Below are 14,361 nucleotides of genomic sequence, written 5' to 3'. Positions count from 1 at the left end.
AGTACATCCTTAATTTACACGCTTTTGTGCCATGACATGAATGTAACGCCCCAGACTGATATAGGGCTCTTGCCGACAATATCGTTGCTCTAATGCAAGCAACGATGGAAAATCTTTATTTTGTAACTGGCGACTTTGCAAATAATCATGGAAAACACGGACACCCGTTTTTCCTAATATAGTCATCGAAAACTCACCTAACCATTGATAAACATCTTCTGGTTGCAATGGGTTTTGAGGTGATAGCGATTTTTTTCTTCTACGTGGGATCTCAGGATTTGCCAGATGAAAATTTCCTAAAATCGCATTTCTCATGACAATACCATTCGCATTGTAAAACATCAGCGATAAGATACCATTAGGTAGCAACATATCGGTAAGAACATTTACGGCGTCTTTCTGATCCGTGATCCATTCCAATACTGCATGAAATAGAATTAAGTCAACCCCTTCATCTATATGCTCTTTAATCTCTTGAGCTGCACAACAAATAAACGTCATGTTCTCGATAACACCCTCTTCAATCGCAGCCTCTTGTGCGCGATTAAGCATCTCTTGTGATAAATCACATAAGATAATTTGGTGTCCTAATTTAGCAAGCTGGCGAGAGAAATAACCTTCTCCGCCACCTGCATCTAAAATACGCAAACTCCGGTTAGGTAAAAGGGTCAATAATTGTTGTAAATCTTCCCAAATCACCGCTTGACGTATTTTACCCTTTGTTGTGCCATAGATATTGCGGGAGAATTTATCTGCAATATCGTCAAAATTACGATCTGACATTAAAACGCCTCATGATAACAACTTACTACTTGCGCTCTTTGCGTTCTGATAAATTCAAAAATATGAGACACTGTACATAAATAAAGACGGTAATTTTACCAGTGTTCTATGATACTGACTGTTTTCTCTAAAGAAATAAGTCATGAATCAGACTATTCGCAAAGCGCAGTATAAATATAACGCTTCTTAATGAAAAAATTAACGGTCAAACGTTTATCGTTTTATAAATAATTAAACGGTTCTTTATTTCTATTGATAAAAATTTAGTGAAACGTTGTTGTGTTAGCTATTTTGACACAACGTCTTGGAATTCCCCTAGTTTTCACTAAGCTTTCGCTATCAATTGCATGTATTTCACTCAATCTAGGATGATTTATGCTATTTTTGCTCAAAAAATATGTTGCAGGCTTTCTGATGCCCTTGCCTTTGCTCTTATTAATCGCCTTTTTTGCATTAGCACTACTTTGGTTTACACGTTGGCAGAAAACGGGGAAAGGCCTACTCACTGTTGTGCTTGTTCTGTTAACCATTCTAGGCATACAACCTGTTGCCGATACACTATTAATGCCAAGTGAAAAAGAGTATCAAGCTCGTTATGAATTACGAGAAAATTCGCAACAAGATGTGAACTACATTGTTGTTTTAGGCGGTGGATTTACTTATAACCCAGAATGGGCGCCAAGTTCTAACCTTATTAACAATAGTCTGTTTCGCGTTGCTGAAGGTGTAAGACTTTATTATCGCAATCCTAATTCGACACTGATTTTTACAGGTGGCGCAGGTGTTAATCCGATAAGTAGTGCAGAGGTAGCAGCTCAGGTGGCACAATCTTTAGGTGTCCCGGCAGAGAAAACTATCGCATTATCAATACCGAAAGATACTGAAGAAGAAGCCTATGAAGTTGATAAATTAATTGGTAAGAAACCCTTTTTACTTGTAACGTCTGCCAACCATTTAGCGCGCGCTGAACGTTTCTTTTTAGCACGAGGCATGCACCCTATCGTTGCCCCAGCTAACCAATTAGCTATCACTTCACCATTACATCCGTGGGAGAAATATTTTCCCTCTGCCACTTATTTTCAACACAGTGAACGTGCATGGTATGAGTTTTTAGGATCGATGTGGCAATCAATAAAGCCGGCTGGACAACCTATAGAAAACCCAGAGAATAATCATTCACTATCAGATAAAGTAAATGCAGATGACTAGCGCGCCAACCTTTAATGGTCAATTTTTATTCAAATTAAACGAGTTTTAAGCAGACAAAGAAACGCTTGAACTGCACCCCAAAAGTTGGACACCAACTTTGGGGTACTTTTCTATGGCTAAATATTCTCTTGATTTTAAACTAAATGTGATTAATTTTTATAGGCACGATAACTAAGGTGTATCTAATTTTAATATTTTAGCCGTTGATGCCCGAATATCACGGCAAGCATCTGCATCTATTTTGAGATCAATACCATAACTTGGAATAATCGTTTTAAGACGTTCTTCCCAGCCGTCGCTTTCTAGCTGATCTTTAAAGCAAGATTCAATGATATTGATAGCAATAAATGCCGCCGTAGAAGCCCCTGGTGACGCCCCCAATAACACCGACAATGATTTATCTTCACTGCTAATTATCTCAGTACCAAATTCTAAGACACCATGATACTTAGCTTCTGGTTTGATAATCTGAACACGTTGTCCAGCGACAGCTTCCTGCCAATCTTCATGTTGCGCCTGAGGATAGAATTGTTTAAGCATTTCAAATTGATGTGCAGAAGTTTGTAATACTTGACCAATTAAATATTCAGTCAATGACCAGTTATCTTTTGCTACATCAAGCATCGGCTCAATATTATTTGGTCGAATTGACTCAAATAAATCTAAATAAGATCCGTGTTTTAGAAACTTACTTGAAAACCCAGCATAAGGACCGAAGAGTAGAGAACGTTTACCCGCAATAATACGAGTATCAAGATGTGGAACAGACATCGGTGGTGAGCCTACATCAGCTTTCCCATAAACTTTAGCGTGGTGACGAGTACTTATCTTATCTTCATCACAGCGTAACCAAATACCACTAACCGGGAATCCACCGTAACCTTTACCTTCTGGAATACCTGATTTTTGTAATAAATCGATAGCGCGTCCACCTGCACCAACGAATACATATTTAGCTGAAATAATAAATTTATTATGAGTAGTAAGATCTCTGATTTCGAGATCCCAACCACCGGAATTATTTCGTTTTACATCAATAACATCATGTTTATAATGCAGCTCAAAATTATCTTGTTGGGAAAGTTGCTTAACTAATAGATGAGTTAATGCACCATAATCTACATCAGTACCTGTCGCAACGCGAGTCACTGCAATTTGTTGATTAGGTTCTCGTCCTTCCATTATTAATGGAGCCCAATCTTCAATTTGTTTTTTATCTTCACTGTATTCCATATTTTCATAACAGTGATTAGCAGACATTTGGCGATAACGTTGATGAAGAAATTTAACGTTATCGGCACCCCAAACAAAACTCATATGTGGGCAAGCATGAATAAAGTCTCGAGGATCAGCAATTTTGCCTTTTGTGACTAAATAAGACCATAATTGACGAGATAAATCGAATTCTGTATTGACCTCTAATGCTTTGCTAATATTAACCGTTCCATCAGGATTAGATGGCGTATAATTTAGCTCACAGTTAGCCGCATGACCTGTTCCTGCATTATTCCATGAATTAGAGCTCTCTTGGCCACAATCATTTAGCCTTTCGAACATAGCGACTTTTAAACTTGGCTCAAGCTCTTTAAGTAATGTACCGAGCGTTGCACTCATGATACCAGCGCCAATTAATGCAACATCGACCTGCTCACTGATAGGTTTACTCATAATGATCTCGATTAATTGGTTGTTTTATTAGGTTTAAAACATAATCCTGCATCTTCCTTATAAACAACATAAGCACGACGCCAAGGTTCATTATCTAAAAGACGCCATTTATGACCAGTACCACTGTTATCTTGTGCTAATAACACATCACCCGGTTTAATAATGAAGGTTGAACCATCTTTTGTTTCAAATTCTAATGTGCCAGATAATGTAATAACATAGCGAGGAACGGGATCTTGATGCCAGTCATAAGAACCACCAGAGGTTGTTTCTCTAAAAGATAATTCTGAAACGGGAATAGGCAAACTTTCCCTATCACCCTGTGAACTATCTTTAAATTCGATAACTCCTTCTTCAAATAATGAATTACCATCTTCTCCAGTCCATAAACGAATACAACGGATCATCTCTTCAAACTCCTTTAATAATTGATACCTAAGCTTCTATAATTATTTATTATAGTTAATATTTATTATTATTCCCTATAATCAACAGCACAATTAAGTGTTTTTATTATTAAAAAATATAGCAGTAATCAAATAATATGAGTCGTTATTAGATTAAGTATTCAATAGCATGGGCAGAACAAATATAATGTTACTTCCAATAAACATACCGAAAATTTGTGATATTTTTCCGTTATTCTTGAATATATTAATTTTTCTGTTCAACCTTTTTAACCCATTGCACAAATTAAGATTTTACAGATCTGATAAAAAATTCTTTTTGTTAAAACGAGAATAATCAATATTTTAACAATAATTAACTCAATAATATTAAGTAGTTAAATCATCTTAAAGAAGAAAATAAAAACGGCACTTAAATGAAATTAAGTGCCGTTGATATTATTTGTTGTCGCTCAAAGACTAAAATTCTTGGTTAAGCGCTCGATATGCGGCTCTTGCTGCAACAAGATCATCTTGTGTATCTACACCCACACCAGGAACTTCTAATGCTTTTGCAACATGAATTTTTTCACCATACCACAGCACACGCAGTTGCTCTAACATTTCAATAGATTCTAATGGGCTTGGTTCCCAAGTAATATATCGACGAATAAAGCCTGCACGATAAGCATAAATACCAATATGGCGTAGATAATGCTCACCAATTTCATCATGCGATAAATTAAAACGGTCTCTTTCCCAAGGAATGGTTGCACGAGAAAAATAAAGTGCGAAACCTTTTGCATCCATCACAACTTTCACTGCGTTAGGGTTAAAAGCTTCTTTTGAGTCAACAATAGGCACTGCTAATGTTGCCATTCCTGTACCACAATTTGCCAAATTTTCGGCTACTTGGGCAATAATGGCGGGTGGAATAAGAGGCTCATCACCTTGTACGTTAACGATTATTTCATCATCTGCAAATTGATATTTTTCAATCACTTCTGCTAAACGTTCTGTACCTGAATGGTGATCTTCGCGAGTCATACACGCTTCCCCGCCCGCTTTTTCAACTGCTGCAACAACCTCTAAGTTATCGGTTGCAACAATGACGCGGTTTGCACCAGAGCGCATAGCCTGTTCCATCACACGAACAATCATAGGTTTGCCATGAATATCCGCAAGGGGCTTACCCGGTAAACGGGTCGATGCATATCGACCAGGGATAATGACTGTAAACATGAAGTTATTTTTCCTCTTCTAGTGATAATTCTCTTGCTTCATTCTCCAGAAGAACGGGGATGTTGTCACGAACAGGATAAGCTAAATGATCAATTTTGCAGATAAGCTCTGAATTTTCTTTATCAAAGATAAGTTTGCCGTGGCAAACTGGGCAAGCAATAATTTCAAGTAAGCGGTGATCCATTTTTTCCCTCTCAAGGGTTAATCATTTTATATGGTAAAAGGATATCATAAGGAAGGATCAGCGTTAATACTCAAAACCTCTGGTTTAGTGATAATTCGAAAATTATTTTAGTTATTAATAAATTTATTATTTTCTCTTTTACTATAAGCAACAAAAAAGCCACATTAATGTGGCTTTTTATCGTTGAGTCTACAACATCATTAATAAAGAATTACATTCGGCTTTTATTGATAATAATTTAACCTTTTTATTATCTTTATTGCATTCTAATTAACGAAATGACTCTTTTATATTACTTATTCAGCTTGGTGGTAAACTATTTCTGCTTACCTACCTAAAAATAGGCATAAACGATAATTTAATCTCAATGTTAAACTATCGTTTTATCTACATTTTTAACAAGGAGGAACCTTATTTAAAATCCGATAACATCAGCCGCTTCTAAACCTGCTGCTGTTCTGATAACAGAAAACTCAACGTCTTGACCTTCTGTTAATGCTTTATTTTTTGTATTGGCAATCGCTTTTTTATTGACATAAACTTCTTGTTCAATATCTCTTGCAACAATAAGACCATAACCTTTGTTATTGTCAAACCATTTTACGCGACCCATTCTTAATTGTAATGTCATGATAGATAAACTCCTTTTGTTCTTTGTATAGCTTTATTTTCCTATACAAATGCATCCTACTTTTTATTAAGTCTTCTTATATAAAACCCCAATTAAATTCTGAACACATTAATTTAAGTAGTGCATTTTATTATTCAATATAAATGTTCAAAATCGTGATAGCTAAGCTTAATAAGCATCATAAAGCTCAATAAATATTTACAGTATCAACATGACAAAAAGATGACATGTTGATATTTATTGCGCACTGATAAAAAAGATAACCGGGTATAGAGATAATTAGTCAACAGTCAAAATATTTTTTATCATTCGTTGTGCGTACAAGCCGACGCTATTCACTGCACAAAATATTAACCCTACATTCAAGATCCACAAACTCTCCACACAAGGCTTTTGAGTAGATAGAGTATTGGCGAGTTAAATTGAACTACGACAAAAGCGATATACGACTGTAGGTAGGTAATCTTTTATGTAACGCTATCCTGATTTCCACTATAAATATCATTGTTTCAGATCAGATACAAGTTTTTTTCGAGCCGTAAATTAAATTGCTGACTTGTTTTAGCACAGATTGACTATTTAATTTAGCGCTAACGGGCAAATACCACCAATTATCTTGCGCAAAATGCTGGCATTTAACGGCATCCTTTTCTGTCATAATAAGAGGTTCTAAATAAGGTGTTAAGCCCTGTAATTCTTGAGCGCTATAATCACTATGATCACTAAATGCTTTTGTTGTGATTAACTCAATCCCTTTTTCATGTAAAGAGTTAAAAAATCGAGGTGGATGACCAATTCCAGCGATAGCAACAGCCTTTTTAATTTGCTGAACGGGTTTCTTTTCACCCGTTTTAAGATTAACAGCAATATCACCCTCTAGCACCATGCCTATTTCGTCACCTTGGCTTACTCCACCATTAACGATAATTGCATCTACTGAATTTAAGCGCCCTGCACGCTCCCGCATAGGCCCTGCTGGTAACCACCAGCCATTGCCAAACCGACGTTGGCCATCAATAACAACAATTTCATAATTACGCTGTAATGCATAATGCTGTAAACCATCATCAGTGATGATCACATCAAGCTCATATTGAGCTAATAATGCTTTCACGGCATCTCGTCGGTTAGGTGCAACTGCAACGGGAGCACCTGTTCGATGATGAATCAATACAGGCTCATCACCTGCCATGGAAGGTAATGTTTCGGATGTCAAAAGTAATGGATAATGGTCTGATTTCCCGCCGTAACCACGAGACACAACACCTGGTTTAAATCCCTGCTGTATTAATTGCTCAACAAGCCATATCACAACAGGTGTTTTGCCATTTCCACCTGCGGTTAAATTGCCAACAATCACAACAGGAACGGGAGCTTTCCATGATGCTAACCACCCTTTTTGATATGCAAAGCGCCTTAACAGTGTGATCGCGCCATACAACCATGAGAATGGAAGCAATAGGATATAAAACCAAGATTTACCAGACCAAATCCGTTCAATCATTTGCCAAATTGCATCCTGTGAAGTTGAGCATAAATACCTTTTTTCTCAATCAAATCAAGGTGTGCGCCACGTTCAATAATTTCACCGTCTTCAATAACTAATATTTCATCCGCTTTTTCAATAGTTGATAAACGGTGAGCAATCACTAAAGAAGTTCTATTCTTCTGTAGTTCATCAAGTGCTGACTGGATAGCACGCTCTGATTCTGTATCTAGTGCTGATGTTGCCTCATCAAGAATAAGAATAGGTGAATCTCGCAGTAACGCTCTTGCAATTGCAATACGTTGACGTTGTCCACCTGAAAGTAACACACCATTTTCACCAATTTCAGTATCTAAGCCTTTATCCATTTTTTGGATAAAATCCATCGCATGAGCCATTTTCGCCGCTTTTTCAATATCTTCACGGGTATACTGTTCTTCACAGGCATAGACGATATTGTTTGCCACAGTTTCATTAAAAAGGTGAACATTTTGAGAAACTAGTGCGACTTGGTTACGCAAAGATTTCAATGTGTATTCACGAATATCATGACCATTAATCAATATCTCACCTTCATTAATGTCATAAAAACGTGTGATCAAGTTAGCGATAGTAGATTTACCTGAACCTGAACGTCCAACTAATGCAACAGTTTTCCCTGCTGGAATAGTAAATGACATGTTTTTCAGTGCTGGCGTATCTTTTGTGACATATTGGAAAGTGACATTACGAAACTCAATATCACCTGTTGGTTTTTTCAGTTCAAGCTTACCAGTGTCTTTTTCTTGCTCCATATCGAGGATAGCAAATAGTGTCTGACAAGCAGCCATACCACGCTGAAATTGAGCATTCACATTAGTCAGTGATTTCAATGGGCGCATTAATGCAACCATTGAGGAGAAAACAACCGTTATTGTACCCGCTGTTAATGTATCCATAATTTCAGGGAAGCTTGCTGCATACAGAACAAATGCTAATGCGAAAGAAGCAATCAATTGAATAATAGGATCTGAAATTGATGACGCAACAACCATACGCATACCTTGACGGCGAATATGATTACTCACATGATTAAAGCGTTTATTTTCAACTTCTTGACCATTAAAAATCAGAACTTCTTTATGCCCTTTTAGCATTTGTTCTGCACTAGTGGTCACTTGCCCCATACTATTTTGAATTCGTTTACTGATCGTTCTAAAACGAGTCGATACTAAACGGATAACAACAGCAACAATAGGCGCGATAACGATGAGGATCAGAGATAATTGCCAGCTATAGTAAAACATCAAACAGAATAGCCCGATAATATAAGCACCTTCACGGACAACAGTAATTAATGCACCTGATGATGAAGAGGCAACTTGTTCTGAATCATATGTGATACGAGAGAGTAAAGTCCCTGTTGATTGCTGATCGAAAAAGCTCACCGGCATACCCATAATATGAGAAAACAGTCGGCGACGCATATTCATTACTACTTTTCCTGATACCCAAGAAAGACAGTAACTTGAAATAAAGTTAGATATACCACGCAGAACTATCAGTCCAATAACGGCAAATGGCATCCATTTTAATACGTCATTGCTGGCTTTACCAAAACCTTCATCAAGAAGCGGTTTTAATAAAGAAATCATAAATGCATCCACACCCGCATTGATAATTAGTGCAATTGCAGCAGTGATTAAACCCGCTTTGAAAAGTCGGATCATTGGCCATAGGCGGCGGAATGTTTGCCACGTTGATAGATCTATATCATTCATATATATTACCAAACTTTTAATAATTAGCCGGACATTCTACTCGGGAAACGTCAAAACACCAAACCACTGATGATACCAACGAGGTAAAATATCTCGTCTATAGGTAAATACATCAATATTATCTTGATTAAACTCGATAGAAACTTGCCCACTAATAGAGGTTGTTAGCCAGTTAATAGCTTCTTTTTTATAACGATGATGCACTTTATCAGAAGGTAAACGCCAAGGGCTATAACGAGCAGCAGAAACAAGCGCAAATTTAGGTGATACTGCTTGAATAAACATCAATGTGGATGATGTTTGACTACCATGATGAGGGACTTGTAAAACATCTGCCTTCAGTTGTTCTTTTTTTACTCTTACTAATGAGGCTTCAGCTTCTTTTTCTATATCTCCCGTCAAAAGAATATTGTGTTTACCATCGCTGATATTAATCACACAGGATTGATTATTCTTCGGGGAGAGTGATTTATTCGGTGGCCATAATGCATCAAATTGAAGATCTTTCCACTGCCATGATTTATTGCTTAAGCAAGGTAAATGCGAAGGAGCGTCAAAACTACTGCGAATGCTTAAGTTAGGATAAGCTTTTATTAAATCCTTCATACCACCCGTATGATCAAGATGATCATGACTAATTATCAGTGCAACAGGTTTAAGCCGATGGCTTTTTAGATAAGGAATAATGACACTTTTTGCAATTGAACCACCATTTCTCCAACGTATTCCGGTGTCATAAATAATCGCCTCCCCTTCTTTTTCAATAATAACCGCCAAACCATGTCCAACATCTAGCATAGACATTCGCCATTGATAATGTGAAGAAGCTGCGAATTCACAATATAAAATAGTCGCAATAGCCACAATACAAATAAAATGATGATGCCACCATGACATTTTGAGGATTAAAATAATACCTATTCCCAAAAACCCTAATAATAAAGGGATAGCACCGCTATCTTGCCAAAATGGTAAAAATAATGGCGCACACCAAAAAGCAAGATTAATAGAAAGATCAACCCAATGCCAAATTATCGGTTGTAAAAATGAGAGAAAAAATGTCAATAATCCAATCATTATTAACGGTACGGTAATAAAAGAAATAACAGGAACTGCCCATAAATTAACGATGAAACTAAAAAAATTAGCACCATTAAATAAATATAATTGAAATGGTAATAAAATAATTAATAAACCAAATTGTAAATGTATCAATCTTAAAATAAACCACCGCTTTTGATAATTATATTTAGCTTTTAATGGGTACATCCAATACCAAAAAATGATGGCGAATACAGCAGAAAATGAAAGCCAGAAACTGGCTGAAAGTATAGAAAGAGGTTCCACAATAAGAATGAGTGAGGCACTCCAAAGCGCCCATTGCCAAGGTAAAAATAATCGACTCCCCCAATGCAAAATCACCCAAACGGTTAATCCAATAACAGCTCTTGTAGCGGGTATTCCCCAACCTGATAACGCAGCATAGAAAACACCACATAGCCAAGCGATAACTAATGGAAACTGTGGATTAATCCACCTTATAGGAAAAAGAAATTGAATACCTCTTGCAATAACCCAACCAGCAAAGGCAGCTAAACCTATATGTAAACCTGATATCACAATTAAATGTGCAACTCCTGTTTTCATATAAAGATCTTTTTTCTCAGGTTCGATATATCGTTTATCACCTAAAACTAAAGCAATAATTTCACCTTTATTTTTTGCTGCTTGCCAATAAGCGGAGATAGTCTGAATAAGTTGAGTACGCAGTGATATATCATCTCGGATAAACTTAGCGATCATCACTTTACCCGCTAACGTTTCTTTCATAGAAACGGCATATTTTTGGCTATCAAACCCACCTTCATTTAAATAGCTATGTACAGCTCTGAATTGAATTTTAAACTTCCAATATTGCCCTACTGCTATATTTTTAGGTGGATTTCGCCAATACACGTTAGCATAAACAGATGATGAAAAGAGCGTTTTTTTCGTAATAGGTATTTTGATAATAACGTTACCATCTGTTAATTGACGATACTCCATAACGTTGGTTTCAAGTGTTGCTATGTTATCAGCAAACTGTTCCGTTCTTGTCATTAGCGATGACGCAACCATATTTGAATAAACCCAGAAAAATAGAGATATCGCTAAAAATCGGAATGAGCAAAAAGGAACAAATAATAGAAATAGTGCAACAAGAATAATAATAGAATAAATAGTTTGGCTAAAAAGTGTATGTTGAACTAATAACGGTAAGCAACCTAATATCATTGCTAAAGCAATATTGTCTAAAGTTAACTTTGTGAAATAGAGTTTTTGAAAATAAGCTGAATGAAAGCACTTCCGTTTTATTGATACCACCCTTAACTCAAAAAAACTTATTATTCGATTTAATAAAATCATTTCCAGCATCCTTACCTTCAATCATTCTTTAAATATCATGATATTACCATTTAGTTAAAGAAAGACTTTTAGGTCATTTTTTAGCGATGCTTTATAAAAAGAAAAAGATCTCTTGTTACATACAATAAATTTTGCGAAGAAACTCGTAAAAAACAAAACAACTAAGTAATACAGGTAATTAAATAGAGAAATTACCACTAAAGCAGAATACAGTAGTAAAGAAGGAGCAAGAAAGGTAAGTACTAGAGAGATAAAATAAATAGAGCAAATTAATCAATTCAAGATGAGAAATTAAAGATTGGAAAAGATTAGAGAGCAGGAAAATATACTAAACGTCATAATAATTGATAATAAAAAAACGGCACCTAAGCACCGTTTTTGAGAAAGTTAACTAACATCGTGCCATTTCGACAGGAGTTATTATTCCGTATAAATATTTACACGGTCACGTAACTCTTTACCTGGCTTAAAGTGTGGAACGTATTTACCTTCCAGATCTACTTTATCACCAGTCTTCGGGTTACGACCCGTACGCGGCGCACGGTAGTGTAGAGAAAAACTGCCGAATCCGCGGACTTCGATACGCTCACCATCAGCTAAAGTATCAGCCATATGATCAAGCATTTCTTTTACAGCTTCTTCAACCGTCTTAGCCGAAAGATGAGATTGTAGGCCTGCAAGTCTCTCGATTAACTCAGACTTGGTCATATTACCTCCCTAAACTACCGATAAATAGGCAACGATTAACGTTGCCTTTCGTTAATAACTTAAATTATTCGCCTTTAGCTGCTTTGAAAGCTTCAGCCATAGCGTTGTTTGAAAAACCAACTTCTTCTTTGTTGTTTACAGAAGCGATAGCGTCTTTCTCGTCTGCTTCGTCCTTAGCACGAACAGATAAGTTGATAACGCGGTTTTTACGATCAACGCCAGTGTATTTAGCTTCTACAGCTTCGCCAACATTCAGAACCAGAGTTGCATCTTCAACGCGGTCGCGTGAAGCTTCTGAAGCACGCAGGTAACCTTCAACACCGTCAGCTAATTCTACAGTTGCGCCTTTAGCGTCAACAGCAGTTACTTTACCAGAAACAATAGCACCTTTTTTGTGAGCAGACAGGTAATTATTGAATGGATCTTCTGATAATTGTTTAACGCCCAGTGAGATACGTTCACGTTCAGCATCAACTTGCAGAACTACAGCAGCGATTTCGTCGCCTTTTTTGTATTCACGAACTGCTTCTTCACCTGCAACATTCCAAGAAATGTCAGATAAATGAACCAGACCATCAATACCGCCGTCTAAACCGATGAAGATACCGAAGTCAGTGATAGACTTGATTTTACCTTCAACACGGTCGTTCTTGTTGTGAGTTTCTGCGAACTGCTGCCATGGGTTAGATTTGCACTGTTTCAGACCCAGTGAAATACGACGACGTTCTTCATCGATGTCAAGAACCATAACTTCAACAACATCACCAACGTTAACAACTTTAGATGGGTGAATGTTTTTGTTAGTCCAATCCATTTCAGAAACGTGTACCAGACCTTCAACGCCTTCTTCGATTTCTACGAAGCAGCCGTAATCAGTCAGGTTAGTTACACGACCAGTCAGTTTAGTACCTTCTGGATAACGTTTAGCGATAGCTACCCATGGATCTTCGCCCAGTTGTTTCAGACCTAATGATACGCGAGTACGTTCACGGTCAAATTTCAGGACTTTAACAGTGATTTCGTCGCCAACATTGACAATTTCGCTTGGGTGTTTAACACGTTTCCAAGCCATGTCAGTGATGTGCAGTAAGCCGTCAACACCGCCCAGATCAACGAATGCACCGTAGTCAGTAAGGTTTTTAACAATACCTTTAACTTCCATGCCTTCTTGCAGGTTTTCTAATAACTGATCGCGTTCTGCGCTGTTTTCAGATTCGATAACCGCACGACGAGACACAACAACGTTGTTACGTTTTTGGTCTAATTTGATGACTTTGAACTCAAGCTCTTTGTTTTCCAGATGAGTTGTATCGCGAACTGGGCGAACGTCTACCAGTGAACCTGGTAAGAACGCACGAATGCCGTTCAGTTCAACAGTGAAACCACCTTTAACTTTACCGTTGATGATACCAACAACAGTTTCGTTTTCTTCGTAAGCTTTTTCCAGCATCAGCCACGCTTCGTGACGTTTAGCTTTCTCACGAGACAGAACGGTTTCACCGAAGCCATCTTCAACCGCGTCCAGAGCAACATCAATTTCGTCGCCCACTTGGATTTCTAATTCGCCTTGAGCGTTTTTGAATTGTTCTACAGGAATAGCAGATTCTGATTTCAGACCTGCATCAACCAGAACAACGTCTTTATCGATAGCAACTACAACGCCGCGAACGATAGCGCCAGGACGAGTTTCGATTGTTTTTAGGGATTCTTCAAAGAGTTGAGCAAAAGATTCTGTCATGTTAATGATCTTCAAGTAAATTTAATTAACGTCCATTTAGCATCCGGCCGAATGGGGTTGTTTCACATACCTCGTTACATCCTTTGTGACAAGGTCATCGGGCATTGTTGTGTTTTCATTAACACGTCAACCCGATTTTGATAATTACCTAGTATAAACG

Annotated in this window: 12 protein-coding genes; 1 reads left to right on the top strand and 11 read right to left on the bottom strand. The window is 37.3% G+C overall.

Annotated elements, in window-relative coordinates; genetic code table 11:
• Positions 1-9: 9 nt before the first annotated feature.
• Complete coding sequence (cmoM, locus tag QQS39_RS06365; RefSeq protein ID WP_196570116.1) at positions 10-783, bottom strand: tRNA uridine 5-oxyacetic acid(34) methyltransferase CmoM; 774 nt, start codon at positions 781-783, stop codon at positions 10-12.
• A 375-nt stretch (positions 784-1,158) separates the two neighbouring features.
• On the opposite strand from cmoM, the gene elyC reads away from it, so the two are divergent.
• Positions 1,159-1,992: an envelope biogenesis factor ElyC gene (gene elyC, locus QQS39_RS06360; RefSeq protein ID WP_285805578.1), complete on the top strand. Its 834-nt coding sequence runs from the start codon at positions 1,159-1,161 to the stop codon at positions 1,990-1,992.
• 171 nt (positions 1,993-2,163) lie between these two features.
• Here the strand turns inward: elyC and mqo are convergent, their stop codons facing one another.
• From mqo to rpsA, 10 genes are all read right to left on the bottom strand, one after another.
• Entirely contained in the window at positions 2,164-3,660 is a 1,497-nt protein-coding gene (gene mqo / locus QQS39_RS06355; protein WP_285805577.1) for a malate dehydrogenase (quinone), read from the bottom strand.
• Between the two features lie 11 nt (positions 3,661-3,671).
• Positions 3,672-4,067, bottom strand: a complete 396-nt coding sequence (locus QQS39_RS06350; RefSeq protein ID WP_151434707.1) for a cupin domain-containing protein — start codon at positions 4,065-4,067, stop codon at positions 3,672-3,674.
• Positions 4,068-4,526: 459 nt separating this feature from the next.
• Entirely contained in the window at positions 4,527-5,288 is a 762-nt protein-coding gene (gene kdsB, locus QQS39_RS06345; protein WP_285805576.1) for a 3-deoxy-manno-octulosonate cytidylyltransferase, read from the bottom strand.
• A 4-nt stretch (positions 5,289-5,292) separates the two neighbouring features.
• Entirely contained in the window at positions 5,293-5,472 is a 180-nt protein-coding gene (locus QQS39_RS06340) for a Trm112 family protein (protein WP_004244593.1), read from the bottom strand.
• 415 nt (positions 5,473-5,887) lie between these two features.
• A complete protein-coding gene (locus QQS39_RS06335) occupies positions 5,888-6,103 on the bottom strand; it encodes a cold-shock protein (RefSeq protein ID WP_023581324.1) in 216 nt (71 codons plus the stop codon).
• 514 nt (positions 6,104-6,617) lie between these two features.
• Complete coding sequence (gene lpxK, locus QQS39_RS06330; protein WP_285805575.1) at positions 6,618-7,607, bottom strand: tetraacyldisaccharide 4'-kinase; 990 nt, start codon at positions 7,605-7,607, stop codon at positions 6,618-6,620.
• Complete coding sequence (gene msbA / locus QQS39_RS06325) at positions 7,604-9,349, bottom strand: lipid A ABC transporter ATP-binding protein/permease MsbA (RefSeq protein WP_151434705.1); 1,746 nt, start codon at positions 9,347-9,349, stop codon at positions 7,604-7,606. Before msbA ends, lpxK begins: the two co-directional genes overlap by 4 nt.
• A 36-nt stretch (positions 9,350-9,385) precedes the next feature.
• On the bottom strand, positions 9,386-11,623 hold the full coding sequence (locus tag QQS39_RS06320) for a DNA internalization-related competence protein ComEC/Rec2 (protein WP_285805574.1): 2,238 nt from the start codon (positions 11,621-11,623) through the stop codon (positions 9,386-9,388).
• A 552-nt stretch (positions 11,624-12,175) separates the two neighbouring features.
• The gene (gene ihfB, locus QQS39_RS06315) at positions 12,176-12,463 is read right to left on the bottom strand and encodes an integration host factor subunit beta (RefSeq protein WP_006537420.1); all 288 of its coding nucleotides are present in this window, start codon (positions 12,461-12,463) and stop codon (positions 12,176-12,178) included.
• A 64-nt stretch (positions 12,464-12,527) separates the two neighbouring features.
• A complete protein-coding gene (gene rpsA / locus QQS39_RS06310; protein ID WP_006537421.1) occupies positions 12,528-14,201 on the bottom strand; it encodes a 30S ribosomal protein S1 in 1,674 nt (557 codons plus the stop codon).
• Positions 14,202-14,361 lie beyond the last annotated feature (160 nt).

Source organism: Proteus appendicitidis, from assembly GCF_030271835.1.
GTDB classification, from domain to species: domain Bacteria; phylum Pseudomonadota; class Gammaproteobacteria; order Enterobacterales; family Enterobacteriaceae; genus Proteus; species Proteus appendicitidis.
The sequence above is the reverse complement of the archived record's forward strand: the minus strand, read 5'-3'. Positions and strand labels throughout refer to the sequence as shown.